This is a genomic window from Lacihabitans sp. CCS-44 (assembly GCF_024343735.1).
Classification (GTDB): domain Bacteria; phylum Bacteroidota; class Bacteroidia; order Cytophagales; family Spirosomataceae; genus Leadbetterella.
The window spans coordinates 25,847-48,782 of the sequence record NZ_RJUE01000005.1 but is presented as its reverse complement, the minus strand read 5'-3'; the positions used below and the strand labels follow the sequence as shown (position 1 = coordinate 48,782).

Sequence of the window (22,936 nt, the reverse complement as noted above, 5' to 3'; positions counted from 1 at the left end):
TAATACTATGCACCTAAAGCCGATTATTGTATTATTATTTGCATACACACTGTTCTTGGCAAAAGTCCAAGGTCAGGTACTTACTTTGGCCAACGAACCAGAGCAATTTATCGTGGATTTTCCGAAGCAAATGGAAAAACAGCTCGGGGCGTATGCCAAAGCTCCAATGGGCGAATTCTCGACTTTCTTCAAAAACACATTAGATCAAAAAGGCAAAGTAGAGGCCGTAGCTCTGATACAATTTTTAACAAAAAAAGGCATTAAACCACTCGAATTGCTCCATGCCACCAATATTCTACAGTTTTACCAAAAATCAGGCAATGTTGATATCTCCGTATTGGCCACATTTACACAATACTTAAGAAAAACCCTAGAACCTCAAAACACAAAGATTATCAACGAGGTTTTGTACCAAATCAGTAGTTTCTTTAAAAATAGTAACATATACACTTCAGCATTCAACAAAGTTAGAGTCGTAAATGGCCAATATAAATTTGCTTTTTTTGACAAAAAACAAGATTTCTTCAACCCCGCTGTAGTTATACCAGAAACCACCCAAAAAGAAAACGAAAAAGAAGATATTGGCTGGGGTGAAAACGAAAAAGCCGAAGAATATGACCCTTGGAATGACCCAAGCCTTAATGTCAGTCAAAGTAGCAAACAAGAAGAGGTTTTGGTAAAAATTCCGAAAATAGAAGGAATTCACATTATTTTTGAAAATGCCGATTTGGTACTTATCAGTCCTTCAGACTCTATTGTAATCAATAAGGCATCAGGAGCTTACGATTTCATAAACGGGGTTTTTGTAGGACAAAACGGCGAGCTCAGTTGGTTGGCTGCTAACGAAAATGCCAAGGCGACTTTTGACAAATATTATCTAAAATCAAGCAATGGTAAGCTACTTGCTGATAAAGTAAAAATTGAACACCAGAATATTTTAAAAAAACCAGTGGAAGGCGTTTTAGAAATAAAACTTGAAAAAAGGCAAAAAAATGAAACCTCATCATATCCACGATTTAAGTCTTATCATAGTGATGCCGAAATTGTTCTGAACATTCCGAGCTACGAATACCATGGCGGATACACGTTAGTAGGTTCTAAAATATCAAGCGGCTCAGCTTTTGACCCATACACCAAGCTAACGGCCAACAAAAATCAAAAGAACACTTTTGTAGTCATAGGTAGAAACTTCACGATAACAGACTCTTTAATTACTTCAGACAAAGTTAGTTTCGTAACAAAGTTTGGTAATGACTCGGTATCCCATCCAGCTGTAAGGATGGAATATAGCCTCAAGAAAAACCATTTGCAGCTCAATAAACTACAGAAAAGTGGCTTCAGGTCGAGTATGTACTCCGACACTTTCCATCAGGTAGATATTCGTTGCGACGCCATGTCGTGGGATTTGACTGGTGGCAAAATGGACTTTTACATAGTATCGGGCAAAACTGAAATCCCAGCACTTTTTGAGTCGTTCAACTATTACAACCCAGAGCGAGTACGTGCTTTGGGTACAGCCTCAGGCTTTAATCCTTTGATAGCTGCGGGTAATCTTTTTGCAAGAAAAAAAGTCAACGCTTTCACAATTGAAGAAATGATGAATATCACCAAAAAAGAGCGTTTTCAAGTGAGTAACGGTATGTTAATCGGCAACCAAATGGGCTTTTTTGACTATGATCCCTACAAAAATATTTACTCTCTAAGCCGCAAAGGCCAGCATTATTTTTTGTCATTTAATGGCAAAACCGACTTTGACGACCTCGTGTTATCATCCTTGGCATCAGGGAATGGCTCGGGAAATGCATCTATAAACTTGGAATCCAAGGCTTTGGACATAAAAGGCACGCAAGACTTCAAACTTAGCGATTCCCTTGGCATCAGTTTTGTACCTGCGGACCAAAGTATGAAAATCGTTGGTAACAAAGTATTCAGATTTAATGGAAAAATTGTTGTGAAGAACTTCAAATTCTACGGCGACTTCGAGGTAGAATATGAAAATTTTCTTGTTAAACTCAAAAGAATAGACTCTATTACTTTTATACCACTTGAAAGTTTCAAGAAAGGAGGCAAAAACGAAATCGGGGCACACTTTGCATACGGGCAGACTGGTACGCTTTACCTTAACAGCCCAAATAACAAGTCTGGTCGTAAAAAATTGGATGAATTTCCGAAGTTAAACATCCCAGGCGGTGTAACAGTAAATTTTGCGGAAAATGGGAGAATTCAAAAATATGAAAACAACGTGATTTTTAAAGCCACAAGTTTGAATATTGATAGTCTAAATGCCGTCAATCCTGTTTTTGCTGGAACATTTACCCCTGGAAATATATTCAAGGCAGTTCCTGAAAACCTTGTGGTATTGGCCGATAGCACCATGGGAATTGTTCATAAAGCCAAAATCCCCTACAAACTCTACGGAACCGAAACAACCATAAAAACTGATTCTGAAATAATTCTCAACAAACGAGGAATAAAAACATCGGGTGAAATTGCTCATTTAGCAGGTAAACTTAAAGCTACCGAAGTGCGTTTTTATGATGATTACTTGACTGCCAAAGGCGAAACTGGAAGAATAATAGAAACCACCAACACCACCACGTATTTTCCAGAAGTGGCCATTTCAGAATATCAAATGCTCTGGAATCCGGCTCTTGACAGCATGCTTGTAAATTCGGCTAAAGGCTTTAACTTCTATGCGGGTTCTTCCGTGCTTAAAGGAGATATAATTTTAAAGAAAAATGGACTTTTCGGCAACGGAACTTTGGATAGAATCGACTCCGATACAAAATCTGAAAATTTCAAATTTAACAAATCGGGTTACTTGGCTGACAAAGCCACTTTCAATATCAAATCCGCCGAAACGAGTGGAAAACCAGTATTTTCTGGCAAAAAAGTAGGTGTGGACTTCAACGTACTAAAATCTATGGTCAACATTGCCTCTCAAAACAGTGATTTCAGTGACGCTCAAAGTTCTGTTTTGGAGTTTCCCTACTCATCTTACAACACTACTATAGACAAAGCCACATGGAGCATCAAAGAGAAAAAAATAACCATGGAGGGTGTGTTAGAAAACTCTTTATTTACCTCTACGTTGACCTCTCAATATGGCTTGAAATTCAACGGAACTGCAGCTACTTATGACATAGCCAATCTCAATTTGAAAATATCAGGTGTAAACGAGATTCACTCCGCAGATGCAGCCATAATACCCAACAAAGGACTTGTGGCAGTAAAAAAAGACGGCTTACTTGAAGACTTCACAAACGCCAAAATAATAGCAGATACGCTTAATAGATATCATAATTTAACAAAAGCTTCAGTAAAAATAAACTCTAGAATATCGTTTTCGGGTAATGCCGACTATCAATTTGTCAATGTAAGTGCTGACACGTTTAATATCAAACTGGGTAATTTTGAATTTGCCGAACTCGCCGCCGACGGTTCATTATTGAGTTCGAAAGCTTCAAATAAACTTTCTACCATAGCCAAAGCCAAGGTCTCAGAAAAAGACGGAGTTTATCTATCTCCAAAAATGCTCTATAAAGGAGAAATAACAATGTTAGCTCCTTTCAAAAATCTATCTTTAAACGGTCAAGTATTGCCTGATCTCAAGAAATACCCCATGCTCGGAGGCTCTTGGATTAATTATAGTGGCAACAAGTCAGAGGCCATCAGCATAAACGTGGACGAAACCCTCAAAGATGGTGGTAAGCCACTTTATGTCGGGCTTCATCTAAAATCAAACGCCCAAATGGACGCCATTTATCCGACATTTTTATCTTCGAAAAAATCAGAGGATGACCTTGATGTAATGGCTGTTACAGGTATATTCAAAAGAGACGAACCTAACAAAAAATTTGTGGTGAGTTTGGCCGACGAAAACGCAATTGGCAACAAATATGAATTTTATGACGAAAAAGGTATTATAGCCCTAGAAGGCCAATTTAATTTATTAGGCGGGCCATCCAAAATATTCGAAACAGTAGGAATTGCCAACATTAGGTTAGATTCTATGAAATATCAGTTTTCTACACTAATGAAATTTGATTTCCCGATATCTATCCCTACCACTCAAAAACTGGGTGGCAATATAGTAAAAGCCAACCTCGATGCCGGAAACAGTGACCCAGCCATAGAGCCGGAGTCGCCGTATTTTATATCAAAACTCAGCCAATATGTGGGTTACAAAGATGCTGAAGCTTACAAAATAAAAAGCCAAAAAGAACACCTACCATTGTATAAGCATTCAATGAAGTTTCTGAGTACAATAGTGCTTTCAGACGTAGACCTCAAATGGAATCCTATCTCCAATTCTTACTACAGCGTAGGCAAAATTGGTATCTCAAACATTGGCGACGTGGACATAAACGCAATGACGCAAGGCTACGTTGAGATTGCAAAAAGTCCTCAAACAGGTGACGAAGTACATGTATTTTTTGAAATATCGCCAACAACCTGGTATTACTTTGTGTACAGAAACGGTGCTTTGGGCGTAACCTCCACCGACGAAGAGATAAACAAAATCCTGAACACACCCGCAGCTGGTGGCAAAGAAAAGAAGTCGGGCTCTGAATTCATTGATGCAGCCGAAGCCATGAAATTCAGAAAGAGGTTCCTTCAAGTTTACCTAGGCATAAAAGAAAACGAAGTAGTAAAAAAACCAGCCGACAAGGCCAAACTCACCCCAACACCTAACGCCAAAACTCCTACCAAGAAAGAAGAAGAAAAAGAGGGATTCTAAGATTTGTCACAATTTTACTCTTTCCAATAAAACATACTTAATAAAGAGTATGAGGCCTTATTGTGGCCAATTCTGATGGTGATGAAGGGATAAAAACCAAGGAAATCAAAAAATACTTCATAGAAATAGTACAACAATGCCGAAATCTATATCATGTGTGATTTTTTGACAATTAGGTCGATATTTTTGCAAAAATGAATAAAATAAGTTTCAAAAAATATGAATTCTAACCAATAATTGTCAAAATAAGCAAAAACATGTATAAATATTTGCCAATTTTCAAAAAATCAATTTCTTAAACAAAACAATTTTTCTCAAAATACTCTCAAGATATTGAACAAAACAGATTTTTAATTTACCTATTTCAATATTATTCAAAAATACACTTCTTTTTATTTAAAATAATTTTCTAAATAAAATCCACCACATTAATATTGGTACATAAATATTAAAAAATTACAATATTTATAATTCTTCAAGTATTCATTTCCGACCGCAGAAAGTGAATATTTAAAAGGTTTCTTTTTTTGGACACAACCAAATATAAGCGGGTTTCTTAGGGCTCTTTTGAGTCAGTACAACGACAATAAATTTAATAAGATTTTAAAAATGAGTAAGGTCAAAAGACCTGAATCCATTTAAAGACTTTGCCACCGAAGCTTAGCTAATCAATCACTGAGCGGTCGGAGTTTTGTATTCGCTATGGCGATGGTGGCATTTATTTTCTAAACTGTTAACCAATGAAAAAGATGAAGAGAATTCTACGATTAAGTTTTATCCTTCTTTTCGCACCTGTGCTGTTGATGGCACAAGAAAAAAAGGTCACGGGCATCGTCAGCTCAGTGTCTGATGGCATTCTACCTGGCGTTTCCGTTTTAGTGAAAGGCACCAGCCAAGGTACAGTAACAGACGCTCAAGGAAAGTTCTCTGTTACATTATCAAACCCCGACGCCGTTCTGGTTTTTAGTGCAATAGGTTTTACACCTATGGAAGTGGCAGTAAAATCTAAAACTTCCCTAGACATTTTGATGGAAACAGATTCTAAACTTCTAAACGAGGTAGTCGTAACTGCACTGGGTATTTCAAGAGAAAAAAAGTCGTTGGGCTTTTCACAACAAGAAGTGAAAGGCGAAAGTCTGACAGAGTCGAGATCTACTAACGTGGCCAATGCCCTCTCAGGCAAAGTGGCTGGTGTAAGAATAAGTGCAAACGGAGGCCCAGGAAGTGGCTCAACTATCCAAATTAGAGGTTCATCGTCGGTATCTGGTAATAACCAACCACTCATTGTGGTGGATGGTGTGCCATTGCAGCAGGACAATAATAAACAATTTGGAGGTGGTATTTCGGAAATCAACCCAGATAATATCAAAGAAGTATCAGTACTTAAAGGACCGAACGCAGCTGCCTTGTATGGTTCAAGGGCGGCGAACGGTGTAATCCTGATTACGACCAAAAATGGTGCTGGCACCAAAGGATTGGGTATAGAATTCAATACAAACTACACCATGGAAAGACCACTTGTTAAGCCTGATTTTCAGGATATCTACGGTGGTGGAAATGGCTACAGAACTTGGTATTCAGATGGTTGGAGTGGTGTATTGGCACCAGATGCTTACGATCAATACGCTGCGGCTTATGGTTCGGTGTCTCCGGGTAGAACTACTGGTACCGACGGTACCGACGAAAGCTGGGGTGCTCCCATGGATGGCCGATTGGTTAGACAATGGTGGACCGGAAAGGACGTAGCTCCTTTAACTCCGCAACCCAACAACTGGGAGGAATTTTGGGATACGGGTACATCCGCTACCAATTCAATAGCCCTTTCAGGTGGAAACGACAAGGGAAGTTTCAGGATAAGTTATTCTAATCTTACTCAAAAAGGTATAGCTGCTTTCAATGGTTTCAACAGAAACAACTTCAAGCTGAATTCGGCTTACACCATCAATAAGTTTTTGTCAGTAAATACTTCTGGTGAGTATATCAAATCGGGTGGAAACAGAACCTTTACAGGTGGAGACCAATTTATCTGGTCGCACAGACACATTTCATGGGATCAACTGGCCGACTGGAGAGATTACACTGGCGTACATATTCAAAGAGCTGTAGCCGGCAGACTTCCTGACAATGACCCTCCTAACTGGCAGCACACATTTTTCACTAATCCATTCTATTTGAATGAGTTATTGCCAAACATCAACGACAAAGACAGACTTGTGGGCAATATTTCATTGAGTATAAAAATCAATGAACACCTAAAAGCTTTGGTAAGAACTGGTACTGACATGTGGACAGATACCAGAACGAACATCGTGAATTTTGAAAGAGTTAGAAATGGTAATAAAACTCCAGGAAGATATTCGGAGGAGGTACTGAGAAGTCAAGAAACTAACCACGATTTCCTTTTGACTTACGACAGAATGTTTGGTAAAAACTTCTCACTGGTTGCTTCGGCTGGTGGTGCACAAAGAACCAATTTCTACAAAAGAAACTTCACAAACGTGGGTGAATTGGTAGTTGACGGCGTTTATAACCTTGGAAACTCCAATCCAAGCCAAAACACCGTAGCCAGCACTATTACCGAGTCTGAAGTACAAAGTGTTTATGCTTCGTCGCAGTTTGGATACAAGAATGCTTTGTTCTTAGACGTAACTGCTCGTAACGACTGGTCTAGCACATTGCCATCAATTGATAGATCTTATTTCTATCCGTCGGTATCAGGAAGTGCAGTTTTGACAGATTTGCTCTCTATCTCTAACCCAATATTATCCTATGGAAAAGTAAGAGCATCATGGGCACAAGTAGGAAATGATGCAGATCCATATCAATTGGCTCAAACTTTCAGAGCGTCGGGTTCATGGAACGGCAGTATTCCTCAGTATTATGAAAATTTGACCATTTCAAATGCCACTCTTAAGCCTGAAATCACAACCGGTATAGAATTTGGTTTAGACTTGAAATTCTTGAAAAACAGATTATCACTTGATGCGACTTACTACGAACAAACGACTAAAAATCAAATACTTGGTGTAGAAATTTCAAAAGCCAGTGGATACGACAAGAGAATCTTGAATGCTGGTAAAATATCTAACAAAGGTGTAGAAATTTCATTATCTGGTTCTCCATTGAGTGCAAGCAGCAAACTGAAATGGGAGATCGGTGTAAACTATGCCAGAAACAGAAACTTGGTAGAAGAACTTGCCGAAGGCTTGGATACCTACACTTTACAAGAGAGAAGAGGACTAATCTCAATAGCCAAGGTTGGTCAACCTTACGGTACATTGTTCGGTATTGGTTTTGTACATTCTCCTGATGGTCAAGTAGTTTACAGCAATGGCTTACCAGTTGTGGATAACACTCCTAAGATACTTGGAAACGTACAACCTAAATGGACAGGTGGCCTGAGCAATTCATTCACTTACAAAAGATTTGTGTTGAGTGCATTGCTTGATGCTAAAGTGGGTGGCGACTTATTCGACGAAGGAACAGGTACCGCCAGATGGACTGGTCAATATGAGGAAACTGCCATTGGTAGAGAAGAAGGAGTAATTGGAACAGGTGTTATGAACATCGGTACAGCCGAAAACCCTAACTACGTGGCCAACGATGTGGTTGTAGCAGCCAATCAACTCTATGGATATAACAATCCAAGAAGATACCACGAGGCCTCAATTTATGATGGTACTTATGTAAAATTGAGAGAGATGTCGTTTGGCTACAAAATACCAGATAGAATTGCTCAAAAACTTAAAATCCAAAGTGCGAAGTTTTCGGTAGTGGGTAGAAACCTAGCCATACTGTTTAAAAACACGCCGCATATCGACCCTGAAGTGGACAGATTCGGAGGTAACTCACAAGGATTTGCTTATGGCGAATTACCAAATTCAAGAAGCTTAGGTTTCAATCTAAATCTTGGTTTTTAATCAATTAAAATTTCAGAATTATGAAAAATAAAAGTTTGATATTCCTGGGTGTTTTTTGCTTGAGCATTTTCTCTTGCACCGACGGTTTCGACGAAATGAACACCGACCCAAACAACCCAACAAACATCAGCCCGCAGTATTTGTTGCCTTTTGCTATCGAAAGAAGCGTAGATCGTTACTGGGGCGGCAATGCCCGTTTTGAAAGATTAAATATAGACGGAGCCATGCTTTGGGTGCAGCAGTTATCTCGTAATATTTATTCCAATGAAGGAGACAATTACGGAATAACGCCTACTTTTTATAACAATACTTGGAAGTCTTTTTACACTGACGGTCTTGTAAACTTCCAAAGAATTATTGAGCAGTCAAAAGCTGACGGAAACCTTCCGAACACAAATTATGAAGGTATAGCTCTAGTAATGAGATCATGGACTTTCTCTCTTTTGACAGACCTTTACGGACCAATTCCTTACAAAGAAGCCATAAAAGGTTCGGCGGCTGAGCCAGTTTACAATCCAACTTTTGACAACATGGATGTGGTGTATTCAGGTCTCTTAGCAGATTTGAAAGAAGCAAACGAAAAACTTAAGGTTGGCGGACCAGCCGTTTCAGGAGATATTCTTTATAATGGAGATATTATGAAATGGAAGAAATTTGCAAACTCATTAAGAGTACGATTAGCCAATAGACAAGCCGCCAAAAAAGCTGCTGAAACGAAAGCTGTTTTAGCAGAAATTCTCGGCAACCCTTCAACGTATCCAATTTTTACCTCAAATGATGACAATGCTGTTTTGAAAAACACCGATTCCCGTCCTTCAAACAACGAGTTCAATGAAGTAATGATAGTAGGTGGAAGAACAGACTGGAACTTAAGCAAGACTGTTGTTGACAAACTTTTGGCTCTGAAAGATACCAGATTGGCTGTATTCGGAACTCCAGTGAAAGGTGTTTATGAGGGAATTCCGAACGGATTACCAGACGCTATTGCCACTACATATTTGAGTTCGGCGGCCACATTGGGCAACTATTTCACCAAAGCCAGTGCTCCTAGTGTACTGATGACCTACAGCGAACTTCAACTTGACTTGGCCGAAGCAGCAATAGATGGGGACATAACTGGTAGTGCTGATGAATACTTCAAAAAGGGTATCAATGCATCATTTACACAGTTCGGTGCTACTATTCCTGCCGACTATTTCACGACGGTTGGAGCGGTGAGTAAAGAGAAAATCTTAGACCAAAAATGGATTGCCCTTTTCGGACAAGGCGTAGAAGCTTGGACAGAATACCGCAGAACGGGCTATCCAATTATGCCAGCCAAAGACCCGAGAGCGGTTTTTGAAAACAACGGAATTATTCCTACTCGTTTACCCTACCCTACTACAGAGTATTCGTTGAACAAGACCAAATTAGATGCTGGTATAAGCCTAATAGGCAAAGACGACATGCAAGTAAAACTTTGGTGGTCAGAAAAATAAAACATAGAAAAAATCATGAAGAAATTAATAAACATATTCGTAATAACGCTATTGGGAGCTGGTTTAAGCTCGTGCGAAAAAGCTGATCCATTCGTGGCAAGGGTTGTATCCCCAGTTCTACTTTTGGTACAAGGAAGTGATGGTGTACTTTCTAGCGGAATGACAACAGAACCAAGCGTTCCTGCACTAATAGCATCAGACGCAAGCGTAAACCTAAAAGTCCTTGAGTTGGACAAAACAGGTATTCTTGATTACAAGGTGGGTATAGACTCACTTCCTGTTTCAGGCGTAAAAATCACTTTCAAACTACGCACAGGAGCAGTAATCAAAGAAGTTTCGACAGACACAAAAGGCGTGGCGGCATTATCTACTACTTGGGCATCATTAGGAGTGGCAACTCCCAAAGCGGGGTCTGCCGTTAGGCTAACAGCATCAGGTACTTACAAAGATGTCTCATTTTCGAAATATTTCATAATCACCGGTAAATAATAAAACTTTAAATATCAAAACAATGATGAACAGACGTAATTTATTGAAAAATGGCTTGCTAACTTTGGGTGGATTGGGCATAGCTCCTCACCTTATGCAAGGTGCATTTGCAGCCACTACATTAAAGGTTGATGCTAAAAATAGGATCGTTTACAGCCCATATATGCGTGAACACTTCTTAGACGAATCTATAAACCCCGCCCCCATAATCAAAGCCAAGTTAAATTCTAACGAAAACCCATACGGACCTCCGATGAGTGCTCAAACCGCCATCAAGGAGTCCGTAGCGGGCGGCAATCGTTATGCTTGGAAAGAAATGTTTGACTTGGTTGCAAAAATTTCGAAAAAAGAAGGCGTGCCTGCTGACCACATCATGATGGGACCTGGATCATCTGATTTGTTGGAAAAAGTAGCTCTTGTATTGTTTATGAATGGTGGAAACATCGTTTCGGCCGACCCAACTTATATGTCGCTTATCAGAGTTGCAGAGTCTGTTGGTGCCAAATGGAAAGCCGTGCCATGCAAAAAAGACTGGTCGCACGACTTACCAGCCATGGAAGCAGCCATAGACAAAGACACCAAATTGGTTTACATCTGTAATCCAAACAACCCTACGGGTAGCTTAACCTCAGCAAAAGAACTTTTTGATTTCTGCTCAAGAGTTTCTGAAAAAGTGCCGATTTTCATAGACGAAGCCTATTTAGAATTGGCCGCTGGTCAGACAGAATCTATGGTTTCATTATTGGGTCAAAAGAAAAACGTTATCATAGCCCGTACATTCTCCAAAGTAATGGGAATGGCTGGTATCAGAGTAGGTTATATGGCAGCTCTTCCAAGCTTCTTGGAGTCTATCAATAAAATAACAAGAGGCGGAATGGGTATTTCATTGACATCTATTTTGGGTGCCACTGCTGCTATTGACGACAAAGAATTCCAAGATATGAGCATCAAACTCAATGCCGAAGCCAAAGAATATGTATACGGTGAACTCACCAAAATGGGTTATACTTATATTCCTTCTTATACCAACTTCATCCTTTTCCCAATAAAAATGAACGGAAAAGAAATGCTCAAAAAGATGGCAGACAAAGGCGTAGGTGTGAGATCGTTCGACATCCAAAACCAGACCTACTGCAGAGTAAGTATTGGTACCATGGACGAAATGAAGATGTTCACCAAAGGATTTGCAGAATTAAGTTAACCCTTCTCCTATAAAACAAAAATTTCGAGCTGCGGCCATTGTCGCGGCTCGATACTTCAACAACACCTTTAAGACTGTCAGTGATGAACGAAGCATTACAAAAATCTCTAACGCTTATTTTTCTAATCTTGCTCGGGATATTCCTGAAAGCAAAATACAAAAACAAAGACATGGTGGGCGGTATCAAAGAAATGGTGCTTACAGTGGCACTACCCTCAACCATCTTTATTGCCCTGATGAAAATTCCGCTTGACTCCACCTTAGCTATGGTGCCGCTCATTACGGTGGTCTTCAACTTCTTCTTGTATTTTCTCATTCCACCAATATTAGGTTTTTTCAATATCGACAAAAACTCTTCGAGAGGCCGAACCATCAAGATGTTGATGCCCTCATTGGCACCTGGACTTTCTTGCTTTCCGTTTGTTGCGGAGTTTTTGGGAGAAAAGAGCCTCGCCTTGGCAGCCATGGCAGACGTAGGCAACAAGTTTTTTGTGCTTATTTTCCTCTATATTATTGCCCTGAATATGTTTCTGGAAATAAACAAAAACGAAAATGCAAATGCTTGGACAAAAGTTAAAAGCCTACTGATGAGCATGGTAAAAGAACCTATCAACTCCATAATGATAGTAGCCATAGTACTTTTGGTATTTAATGTCAGTTATAAAAGCCTACCCACACTCATCACCGACATATTCGACAAAACCAGTGCCATGATGACCCCGCTTATTCTGCTTTTCATTGGCTTGGCAGTAGAGCTAAAGCAAAGCCAAAAAAGAGTCATCGTTTCCCTGTTGTTTTTTAGGGCTGGCATAAGTATTTTATTCAGTGCACTCCTGATTACCCTGCTCGGCATCAATGACCCAACCCTCATGTTGCTGGCCCTAGTGGTACCACTGAGTTCGGCCAGTTTTTGGCCATTTGCACACATTTCGGCTTTCAATCTCAAAGAAGATAAACTCGATATAACCAAAGAAAAAAGAACGTTCGACATAGAATTTGCCGTTTTGATTTTAGCCTTTTCGCTACCTTTTTCATCAGGACTTATCTTAGGTATATTATCGTTTGGAACATTCTTTGCTCATAGCTCCACCATGATATATATGGGTATCGGCATGATTGCCATATCTGTAATTCCCATCTTTATCAATAAACTTTCACTTCGCTTCTCAAATACAATCGCTAAAAACTGAAATCATAAGGGGTTTCTGGATTCAATTCTGGAAGCCCTTTTTGTTTCTCAAACCAGATTTTTTATCCGCACAAAATATAAACATTCTCATAATCAATTTGATATAAACCAAAAGTCCGAACATTCGGCGTGATTATTGGCATAAAACAAATAGCTAAGAATTAATTTTGTGTACACTTTAGCATTTGGAAACCATGACAATAGCAAGTCAACAATTAGACAGAGGGCTCGCCACCAACATCGAATCTACCCGATCTCGAATTAGATGGGCCGTTTCGGCATTTTATTTCTTTCAAGGTTTGTGTTTTGCATCTTGGGCGAGCCGAATACCAGATATCAAAACAGCCTTGCAACTTTCCGACGGAGCCATGGGTTCTATACTTTTTGCCCTTCCGGCTGGACAAATGCTCACTATGCCTTTTTCAGGTTATTTGGCCGGAAAATATGGCAGCAAAAAAATTATGTACTTTGGTCCTCCCTTATACGCTCTGGCTATGATTGCTCTAGCTTTGGCAACCAGTCCATTTCAGTTGGCACTAGCCTTATTTTTCTTCGGAATTTCAGGAAACTTAAGCAATATTTCTATAAACACACAAGCCATAACGGCCGAGAAAATGTATCGCCGCCCCATAATGGCCTCATTTCATGGCTCGTGGAGCTTGGCAGGATTTGCAGGAGCTCTCATCGGACTTTTGATGGGCGTGTTGCAGGTTTCCCCTTTGTTTCATTTCATCCTTGTTGCGGCTATATCCATAGGAGCTACTTTGCTCAATTCAAAATACCTTTTGGAAGAAGTGAGCGTTCGACAAGAAAAGACAAAACTCTTTCCAAAACCCGACCGTTTCATACTTTCGTTAGGCGTAATTGGTTTCTTTGCCATGTCCTGCGAAGGAGCCATGTTTGACTGGAGTGGTGTATATTTTAAAGACATTGTGGGAGCAACCGGCGGTTGGGTGACTTTGGGTTATGCCAGTTTTATGGTGATGATGACTACTGGCAGGTTTATTGGCAACAAACTCACCGCACAGTTTGGAAAGAAAAAAATGATGCAAATCAACGGTGTTATGATAGCCGTGGGTTTATTGATAGCCGTTATTTTCCCCTATATTCCCACCGCAGTTTTTGGGTTTTTATTGGTTGGTTTTGGTATATCCACCAATATTCCAACTGTATTCAGTTTGGCCGGAACACATAAAAATATGTCTGCCAGTACAGCCCTAGCCTCCATTTCCAGCATCAGCTATCTCGGCTTTCTTTTAGGCCCGCCCATGATTGGCTACGTTTCGGAAGTCTTCAATCTCCGTATTTCTTACTTACTGATCGCCGTTTTTGGTTTGATGATAAGTTTGCTGGTGAGTAGGATTAAGGCGATTCGGTGATGGCTCCTAATACTAGTTTTAAATCGTTGTATTTTCCATAGGCTCTTGGATTTTCAATAAATTGGTATCTTTTTGATTTTGGATAACATAAATCCGCTGTCCGGGATGTTCTGCAGGACAATCCAGAAGTGATATAGTAAGGATTTTCAATCCGCTTTTTCTCTTGCTGAACTTGAAAGATTGTCAAAAACCTATCTAAAACCTATAGCCCCTCAAAAACTCCTCAGTAGTCATTCGTTTTTTGCCTTCGAGTTGAAGGCTTTTTATGGCTAAGTAGCCGTTTGAAGTTTGAATGAGTAGATGTTTTTTGTGATCGGTTTTTAGTATGAAATGTTCAAATTTCAGATTGTCTAATAATTCTGGTAATTCTTCACTAACAATTTCTGTTTCAAAAATCTTCAAAACTTTACCATCTAAAGTTGTCCATGCAGCGGGGTAAGGGCTTAAACCTCGCACAAAATTGTATATAGTTTTAGCATCTTTCTGCCAATCTATTTTGCAAGTTTCCTTAAATATCTTCGGAGCAGGTTTTAATTCTTGCGAAAAATCTTGCTTCAGACTAGGATAAACTCCAGATTGTATGGCCTTTACAGTTTTCACCATCAAATCGCCTCCAATCCACATCATGCGGTCGTGCAAATCTCCAGCAGTATCCGTAGCTTTGATTTCTATGTTTTCAGAAAAAATAATATTGCCCGTGTCTATCTCCTTTTCAATGAAAAAAGTGGTTACACCTGTTATGGTTTCGCCATTTATAACCGCCCAGTTGATGGGAGCAGCACCACGGTATTGTGGCAGCAAAGAACCGTGTAGGTTTATAGTACCCATTTTTGGCATAGCCCAAACTGACTCAGGCAGCATTCTGAAAGCCACCACCACTTGAAGGTCGGCTTGATAAGTGGCCAGTTCTTCCAGAAAAGCCTTATTCTTTAATTTTTCAGGCTGCAAAACAGGTATTCCCTGCAGAACTGCGTATTTCTTTACGGGCGACTCGCTCATTTTTTGGCCTCTCCCCACGGGCTTATCAGGGGCAGTTATGACAGCCACTACCTCAAAGCCATTTTCCACCAATCTTTGCAAAGTAGCCACTGCAAAGTCAGGCGTACCCATAAATATAATTCTCATTTATTTCTAGATTTTAACGCATTCTGTCGGCATCCTTCACCAACTTTTCGTCTTTTTTGATGAATCTATTGGCCAACCAATTGGCAGCCAAGGCCACAAAAGCAGCCCACATGCCCAAGCCGTAGGTACCTTCGCCACTGCCCAGTTTTATGGCGTCTGTTTGGATATGATAAACCGTGATGGCCAATGCCGCACCTATCAGTAAAGAATTCAGAGCCACAAAAAGCATCTGACGGATACGATTTTTATACTGAAAAATAGTAAAAACTGTGAGAATCAGGGCCAAGCCACCCAAAACAGCCACGTAATAAATGTCTTTATTAAAACTCGCCAAATTGCCTGTTTGATGAAAAACATGATATGGATTCACCACAACTTTTTCACTCGGACTTATGGCCTTCACAAACGAATTTGTACCTAAAAATACGCCTAGTGCTAAGGCTGTTAACAACAACAAAACGGATTGAACTCTCTGTAACATATCAAAATTTAAATATTTGCAAAATTAATATATAGATTCAGTATTCGAACAAAGTATTTGATTAATGGGTCAATTTCAAGATAATATCGCTGAATTCAGGATAAAGTTTTAGCAATTCGTCTCTTTCGGCCATTTCAAAATCTTCAAAATCAAAACCTGGCGAAACGGTGCAACCTACCAAAGCATAGTCTGAGTTTTCGGGCAAATAACTCCCAAACCAACAATTGGCAGGTACTACAGCTTGAAAAACTTCATCTTTTTCAAAATCTCTACCCAGTTTTATAAAATTCAATGTTCCGTCTGAATCTATATAGCAAATTTCCATAGGATAACCTTCGTAGAAATGCCACATTTCGTCAGATTTTATTTTGTGAAATGCCGAAAAATGACCCTTTTTTAACAAAAAATAAATGCCAGTAGAAAAAGCCCGTGCTCCAGAAAACCTTTCAGGAAGGCCCTCATGACCAAAACTTTCCAAAGATTTATACGTTTCTTAAAAAAAACCACCTTCTGGGTGAGCTTCCATGCCGAGTTTTTCTATCCAATAATCCGCCGATTGCATTTCTAACTTTATTTTTAGCCAAATTTAGCGTAATTTTAGGTCAAATTTAAATTACCGAATGAGCAAAATATTGAAAAACAATATTATTCTGATTCTCTCCATAATAGCACTCAACATCTTAGGTTTTTGGGTTTATTTCAGAGCAGACTTAACTGCCGACAAAAGATATTCTATTTCAGAATCAAGCAAAAATCTCCTTAAAAACCTCAATGACGAAGTCATCATAAAAGTTTATCTCGATGGCGAAGGCCTACCAGGAGGTTTTGAAAGGCTAAAAAGAGCCGTAAAGGAAACTTTGGTAGAGTTCAAATATTTTGGCAAAGACAATATTGATTATCAGTTCATTAACCCTTACGATGGCTCAGAAGAAGAACGCAATACACTTTTCAAAGAATTGGTAACAAAAGGCATGCAGCCTACTAATATTTTTGCTAAAGAAGACGGTAAAAAAGTCGAGAATCTGGTTTTTCCTTACGCCACCATTTGGTATCAAAACAAAGAAGTTCCGGTTTTGCTCTTAAAGGCCAATTTAGCCCAAGATTCACAAACGAAGCTCAATCAGTCTTACGAAAATGTAGAATATGAACTGGCAACAGCCATTCAGAAACTTACAAACACCAAAAAGAAAAAAGTAGGATTACTTTCCGAATTTACCAATTTACAACCTATAAACTTCGCGGGATTAATCAATACACTTCAAGAATACTACGACCTTTACATCATTGATTCCAAAAAGTCGCCATCATTTGCAGGTTTAGACGCACTTATTGTTCCAAAACCCGACAAACCGGTGGACGACAGCACAAAAGCCAAAATTGACCAGTACATCATGAATGGTGGTCGTGTTCTATTTTTTGTGGATGGCCTCAAAGTAGACTCTGTGGGTTTGGAAGGCTCCTTTGCCCAACCATTAGATGTCAATCTTGATGACATGCTTTTTAAATACGGAGTTAGAATAAATAAAAACATTGTTAAAGATGGATTAAATGCGGCCATCATACCGATGGTAGTAGGCAATATGGGCGACAAGCCCAATATTCAACCTATGCCATATCGTTATTTCCCATTGATAAACAACTTTAGCAATAGCCTAATTACCAAAAACATAGACATGGTTTTTACGAAATTTACGGCAAGTATAGACCCTGTAAATGGCAACGATGGCTTGAAAAAGACACCACTTTTATTGACTTCACAATATACCAAAGTATTGAATGCTCCGGCTCTAATTACCTATAATGAGGCTCGCACAGACACAGACGAAGCTGAATATCAGGGTGGAGTAAAAGCTGTCGCTTATTTGATAGAGGGAACTTTTAAGTCTATACTTCAAAAGAGTTTTACAAATTCAGAAATAAAAACTACTTCGGTTCCAACAAAAATATTGGTTTGCTCTGATGGAGATATTATTGTAAACGAAATTGACAGAAAAACCGGCAACCCCTATCCTATGGGATTCGACAGATTCTCGCAACATCAATATGGTAATCAAGACTTTGTGATAAATACCTTGAATTATTTATTGGATGAGCAAGGTTTACTTACAGCAAAATCAAAAAGTGTAGGATTAAGGCCATTGGATAAGTTGAAAATCAGCAATCAGAAAACTAAATGGCAGCTGATTAATATAGTTTTGCCATTGGTCCTATTGGTGTTATTTGGTTTCTTGAGATTCTATTATATCAAGAATAAATACGCTCAGGCATAAAATACAAAAGGCAGCCAATGGCTGCCCTCTGTACTTTTTATTACCTAAACTTATAAAATAATTTTTTTCTCTACTTCCACTTTCTCGGTGTTTACAACGTTAAGGTCTTTCACAAAAACCTCTTTGTCATTGGTAATTTCGAGCTGGTAGGTACCAGAATCCAATTGAGCCAAATCGAAGCAGTAAGCAGCTTTGTCGCTTTTCTTATCAGCATATTTGGTCACCATCACCGAACCGTTTTTGTCCTTCAACTCTACTTTCAGATTATCCCCTTTTTCTTTCTCAACGAAAACTTTTAGCGAGTGAGAGTTCTGAACATTGTACATACCAACTTTAAAACTTTGTGGCTTTGGAGTAGCCATAGAAAGTGAAACTGAGAACAACAACAACGCGAATGTTTTAACTAGCTTTTTCATAATTGTACTTTTTTTAAATTTTAATTGTAATAGCTTTTCATTTAATTAACGATACAAATGTAATAGTACTATGTACTACAAGGTACTATTTATACATTAGTGGTTGATTGGTTTATGTGAACGGTAATTATCTTGTAATAGCTTTGAATGATAGATGTGATAAAGCCCCCAAACGTTGCATTGGATATGTTAAGAAAGGTTAAAAGAAATATTAGACCGAAAACTTTAGCAAAAAACTCAACGAATTAATAACCAAAAACAGCGATACTGAAGAATTCAAAGGTATAAAACGCAAAAAGAGCCGACTCTTATGAATCGGCTCTTCCAATATTTTTTAAAAACCAGTATTACATCTTTTCTACCTGAAGATATCCCAACTCCACTGGAGTGCTTCTTCCAAAGATTTTTACGCTTACACTTAGTTTCTTCTTCTCGTCGTATACCTCTTCTACAGTTCCTTCAAAGCCATTAAATGGACCATCCACAACTTTAACAGACTCCCCTTTTGCAAACGATACGCCTGAATCAACACTTTCCTCAGAATTTTGTTCTTGAACACCCAAAATTCTATTCACTTCAGATTGTCTCAAAGGCTCAGGCTCTATAGATGCACCACCGTTTTTACCTAAAAAACCGATTACACCAGGAATACTCTTGATTAAGTGAAGAACCTCTCCATTACTCAAGTCTGCATTCACCAATATATACCCAGGGAAGAAATTTTTCTCTCTAACAGTTTTCTTGCCGTTTTTTACAGAAACAACTTTCTCAGACGGTATCATAATCTCAGGAATAAAATCCGTCAATTTTCTTCTACCTGCCTCATTCTCAATGTAGTTTTTGATTTTTTTCTCTTGTTGAGAAACCGCTCTTACTACATACCAATTGAATTCACTCATGATGGGAATTTATAATTATATTGATTGATATAACAATCTAAGGGCGTTATCAATCAAAAAGTCAATACTACCTACTACTAAAGCAAATATAATAGATGCAATCAACACGAGCGTGGCACTTGCTTGTAATTCACTCATTTTAGGCCAATGAACTTCATTGGTAACCTCATGCCATGAATCTTTTACAAACTGAACTAAACTATTCATAATTCTTTATTTTTTTCAGACAATTCTCTTGTCATTTTTTGCACAGGTACTAGGACTCGAACCCAGACCGACGGTTTTGGAGACCGTAGTTCTACCTTTAAACTATACCTGTTTATATCAATCGGGCTGCAAATTTAGTTTATTTTTTTTGTCAGAGCAATTAATCCTTTAAATTTTCTTTCTTAATTGTCCTAAAAACCAATAATAAACTTATCAAAGACAGCAATCCACCCATCAAAAACGGTGCCCCAGGGAAATAGATAGGTGCATTTTCTTTGGTGAATGTTCTAAATAAACCCAACATCAACGGCTGACCAACGATAGCGGCAATGCTCATCAAACTTGTCAAACCTCCTTGTAATTCCCCTTGCTCATTTTTCCCTACTTGATTAGAGATAATTCCTTGAAAAGCTGGGCCAGCCAACCCACCAACTGCAAATGGAACCATAATGGCGTACATCATCCATGAAGAAGATGCAAACGCAAAAGCGGCTAAACCCAATGCATTTATGGCCAAACCTAAGAATAATGACTTTTCCTGGCCAAGTTTTGGAATAATAACCCTGATTAAACCTCCCTGAACTATGGCTACCATCAATCCTACAAAACCTAGGGATAAACCCACTTCTAACTTTGACCATGAAAATTTCTCAATTCCATAGAAGGACCAAGTGCCTTGAGTAGCAAAATTTGACACATTCACTAAAAACAAAGACAAAACCAATGCCAAAACGTAAGGATATTTTTTTAGATTCAACAAACTTCCGATTGGATTCGCTCTTTTGATGTCAAACTTTCTTCGGTTTTCTGGCAATAAAGATTCCGGTAAAATAAAATAGCCATACAACCAATTGAGAAGGGCTAAACCAGCCGAAACCCAAAACGGAATGCGAGTCCCATATTCACCCAAAATACCCCCTAAGGATGGCCCAATGATAAATCCTAGTCCAAATGCAGCACCTATCATACCAAAACTTTGAGCTCGTTTTTCTGGCTCAGTAATGTCAGCAATATAAGCATTAGCCGTAGTAAAACTCGCTCCCGCAATTCCTGAGATAATACGACCAACAAAAAGCCAACCGATATTTGGAGCCAATGCCAAAAAGATGAAGTCTAAGCCAAAACCAAAAAGAGACATCAACAGCACTGGTCTTCTACCGTATTGATCACTCAAACCACCGATTATTGGTGAAAAAATAAACTGCATCAAAGCATAAATAAAAACCAAATAGGCAGAATATTGGGAGGCTTCGCTTACTGTTCCTCCAGTAAGCTCTTGATACAAACTTGGCATTATAGGAATAATTATACCGATGCCAATAACGTCTATGAGTACAGTTACGAGGATGAAAAATATAGCCTTTGAGTTCTTTTTGTCCGACATAAATATGGGTTAATCCTACAAAGATACGAAAATTCAGGAAATTGGATTGAATAAGAAAATTCTAAACTAGGTCCGATAACATTTATTCTGCATAAAATATCGAAACTAAAAAGATTAAAACCGACCTATTAGACTAATGCTTCGTTTACAACTTTTCTCATTTTATCAATCCCCATTTTACAAGCAGCCAAAGTGTCCATTTTCCAAACATCTTCATTGAAAATCTCCAAAGAGAGTACGATTGGCGTATTTTTTTTATTCAAAATACCTAAAATTTCCTTGAAAGGAGCCACTCCATCTCCCGGCATAACACGCATTCCATCTGTGATTGTGTTTTTATCGGCATTGGCAGGGAAGTCATTCATGTGGAACATCTGCATTTTCTTCCCAGCAATCATACTCAGAGCCTCAAAAGGTGAACCTCCTCTGAAAAGATGATAAACATCCGGTAAAATTATGGCATCAGGATGACCACTTTCTGCGGCTACAAACAAAGTTTCACCAAACAAATGGAGGTTTTTAGAAAATCCCCAAAGTTCTAGTTGTGGTAAAACACCCATTTCCTTGCCCAATTCTACCACTTTATTAAAGCGTTCCGCAGCTTTTTTAAGATCAACATCAGCACCTGTTGTTGCACCGAAAGGTGGAGCAGCAATGCGTTTACAACCAATCTGAGCCAACATATCCATTTCCCGCTTGAGCTGTTCCATGGCCTTACCTCTTTCTGTTTCGTCATCAACAATCCATTTGGCAAAGCCAATAGAATCTTCAATCACAATACCCAAATCGTTTGATTTTTTCTTTACATCAGAAAGTTTTCCTCCATCTTTTACAAACTTCTCTAAAGTATTCATCCAGATTTCTATCCCATCAAAACCTACTTTGGCAGCCGTTTCGATTTCGGCCATTAAACCAATGTTTTGTTTACGAATGGTGCTGGTGTTTAAGCAAAACGTGAAATTGTGCTTGCTTTTCTTGGGTTTGGCAGCAAAGCTGTCTATGCTAATTGAGGTAACTGCAGCTCCTGAGAGAACTGTCTTTAAAATATCTCTACGTTTCATTTTTATGGGTTGAATAATTACAGAAATATACTAAAAGAATTTTAGTTTTTATGTTTCATAAGAAGCTTTTCAAACTTAACAGGGTTTTGCCTCGAATCCCAAATTGCCAAAATTCTTATTTCAAGTTCGTGGTTTTCGTAAACTATAAGATATTTCTCAGAAATCTTAATTCTAACAAAGGGCAAATTTGATGGTTTCCCCATTTCAGGAAAATGGCTCATTTTCTCTATTGCGGAAGTAATTCTAGAATATAATTTTAAACTGTAGGCATCCGAATTGTTATGCTCTTCCCAAAACTCTAAGATTTCGTTAAACTGTTTGATGGCAGATTCCGACCAAACTATTTGCTTTGCCATTTAACAAATTTTTCCTTTAAATCTGAGTGGGAAATGAAATTACCAGATTCAATTTGCTTCCTTGAAATTTCTATTTCGTCAATTTGTGACTGGCTAAAAGTTGCAACAAGCTGATTACCATCTTCAAATTCAATTAAATCCAAAATTTCGTTCAAAAGAGAATCTTCCCTTATGCTATCAATCTTACTTTTAACTCTGGTTTTCAATTCTAAAGAAGTCATAAAAATCAATTATTAAAATCAAATGTAAAAAATTGAAGCTAATAAATCAAATATAGATGCTATATACACAAAAAAAGCACCCCATTTCTGGAGTGCTTTCTTATAATATGATTAATCTA

At 38.6% G+C, this 22,936-nt stretch carries 18 protein-coding genes and 1 tRNA gene; 8 read left to right on the top strand and 11 right to left on the bottom strand.

Features of this window, described 5'->3' with window-relative positions; genetic code table 11:
• The first annotated feature begins 7 nt into the window (after positions 1 to 7).
• From EGI26_RS04435 to EGI26_RS04405, 7 genes are all read left to right on the top strand, one after another.
• Positions 8 to 4,741, top strand: a complete 4,734-nt coding sequence (locus tag EGI26_RS04435; RefSeq protein ID WP_255076671.1) for a hypothetical protein — start codon at positions 8 to 10, stop codon at positions 4,739 to 4,741.
• Positions 4,742 to 5,490: 749 nt separating this feature from the next.
• Positions 5,491 to 8,661 (top strand): SusC/RagA family TonB-linked outer membrane protein, encoded by a 3,171-nt coding sequence (locus tag EGI26_RS04430; RefSeq protein ID WP_255076670.1) that lies wholly within the window; start codon positions 5,491 to 5,493, stop codon positions 8,659 to 8,661.
• Positions 8,662 to 8,681: 20 nt separating this feature from the next.
• A complete protein-coding gene (locus EGI26_RS04425) occupies positions 8,682 to 10,139 on the top strand; it encodes a SusD/RagB family nutrient-binding outer membrane lipoprotein (RefSeq protein ID WP_255076669.1) in 1,458 nt (485 codons plus the stop codon).
• Between the two features lie 15 nt (positions 10,140 to 10,154).
• Positions 10,155 to 10,628, top strand: coding sequence for a hypothetical protein (locus EGI26_RS04420; RefSeq protein WP_255076668.1), 474 nt, complete (start codon positions 10,155 to 10,157; stop codon positions 10,626 to 10,628).
• A gap of 22 nt (positions 10,629 to 10,650) precedes the next feature.
• Positions 10,651 to 11,829, top strand: coding sequence for a histidinol-phosphate transaminase (locus EGI26_RS04415; protein WP_303626717.1), 1,179 nt, complete (start codon positions 10,651 to 10,653; stop codon positions 11,827 to 11,829).
• Positions 11,830 to 11,912: 83 nt separating this feature from the next.
• Complete coding sequence (locus EGI26_RS04410; RefSeq protein WP_255076667.1) at positions 11,913 to 13,019, top strand: hypothetical protein; 1,107 nt, start codon at positions 11,913 to 11,915, stop codon at positions 13,017 to 13,019.
• 193 nt (positions 13,020 to 13,212) lie between these two features.
• Positions 13,213 to 14,397 carry an MFS transporter gene (locus tag EGI26_RS04405; RefSeq protein WP_255076666.1) on the top strand — a complete coding sequence of 395 codons (1,185 nt, stop codon included), beginning with the start codon at positions 13,213 to 13,215 and terminating at the stop codon, positions 14,395 to 14,397.
• Between the two features lie 195 nt (positions 14,398 to 14,592).
• Here EGI26_RS04405 and fmt read toward each other — a convergent pair whose 3' ends face one another.
• From fmt to EGI26_RS04390, 3 genes are all read right to left on the bottom strand, one after another.
• A complete protein-coding gene (gene fmt / locus EGI26_RS04400) occupies positions 14,593 to 15,522 on the bottom strand; it encodes a methionyl-tRNA formyltransferase (RefSeq protein ID WP_255076665.1) in 930 nt (309 codons plus the stop codon).
• Between the two features lie 13 nt (positions 15,523 to 15,535).
• Positions 15,536 to 16,003: a DUF4293 domain-containing protein gene (locus EGI26_RS04395; RefSeq protein ID WP_255076664.1), complete on the bottom strand. Its 468-nt coding sequence runs from the start codon at positions 16,001 to 16,003 to the stop codon at positions 15,536 to 15,538.
• A 61-nt stretch (positions 16,004 to 16,064) separates the two neighbouring features.
• Positions 16,065 to 16,481: a cupin domain-containing protein gene (locus EGI26_RS04390; protein WP_255076663.1), complete on the bottom strand. Its 417-nt coding sequence runs from the start codon at positions 16,479 to 16,481 to the stop codon at positions 16,065 to 16,067.
• A 142-nt stretch (positions 16,482 to 16,623) separates the two neighbouring features.
• Between EGI26_RS04390 and gldG the strand changes: the two genes are divergently transcribed.
• Positions 16,624 to 18,273, top strand: a complete 1,650-nt coding sequence (gene gldG, locus EGI26_RS04385) for a gliding motility-associated ABC transporter substrate-binding protein GldG (protein WP_255076662.1) — start codon at positions 16,624 to 16,626, stop codon at positions 18,271 to 18,273.
• 50 nt (positions 18,274 to 18,323) lie between these two features.
• On the opposite strand, the gene EGI26_RS04380 is transcribed toward gldG, so the two are convergent.
• The 8 genes from EGI26_RS04380 to EGI26_RS04345 form a co-directional block, all read right to left on the bottom strand.
• On the bottom strand, positions 18,324 to 18,689 hold the full coding sequence (locus EGI26_RS04380) for a hypothetical protein (protein WP_255076661.1): 366 nt from the start codon (positions 18,687 to 18,689) through the stop codon (positions 18,324 to 18,326).
• Positions 18,690 to 19,036: 347 nt separating this feature from the next.
• The gene (nusG, locus tag EGI26_RS04375) at positions 19,037 to 19,588 is read right to left on the bottom strand and encodes a transcription termination/antitermination protein NusG (protein WP_255050084.1); all 552 of its coding nucleotides are present in this window, start codon (positions 19,586 to 19,588) and stop codon (positions 19,037 to 19,039) included.
• A gap of 15 nt (positions 19,589 to 19,603) precedes the next feature.
• Entirely contained in the window at positions 19,604 to 19,795 is a 192-nt protein-coding gene (secE, locus tag EGI26_RS04370) for a preprotein translocase subunit SecE (protein ID WP_255038556.1), read from the bottom strand.
• A gap of 41 nt (positions 19,796 to 19,836) precedes the next feature.
• A tRNA-Trp gene (locus EGI26_RS04365) sits at positions 19,837 to 19,907 on the bottom strand.
• Between the two features lie 48 nt (positions 19,908 to 19,955).
• Positions 19,956 to 21,179 (bottom strand): TCR/Tet family MFS transporter, encoded by a 1,224-nt coding sequence (locus EGI26_RS04360; RefSeq protein ID WP_255076660.1) that lies wholly within the window; start codon positions 21,177 to 21,179, stop codon positions 19,956 to 19,958.
• A gap of 128 nt (positions 21,180 to 21,307) precedes the next feature.
• A complete protein-coding gene (locus tag EGI26_RS04355) occupies positions 21,308 to 22,240 on the bottom strand; it encodes a sugar phosphate isomerase/epimerase (RefSeq protein WP_255076659.1) in 933 nt (310 codons plus the stop codon).
• Between the two features lie 41 nt (positions 22,241 to 22,281).
• Complete coding sequence (locus tag EGI26_RS04350; protein ID WP_255076658.1) at positions 22,282 to 22,596, bottom strand: type II toxin-antitoxin system RelE/ParE family toxin; 315 nt, start codon at positions 22,594 to 22,596, stop codon at positions 22,282 to 22,284.
• On the bottom strand, positions 22,581 to 22,817 hold the full coding sequence (locus tag EGI26_RS04345; protein WP_255076657.1) for a hypothetical protein: 237 nt from the start codon (positions 22,815 to 22,817) through the stop codon (positions 22,581 to 22,583). Before EGI26_RS04345 ends, EGI26_RS04350 begins: the two co-directional genes overlap by 16 nt.
• Positions 22,818 to 22,936 lie beyond the last annotated feature (119 nt).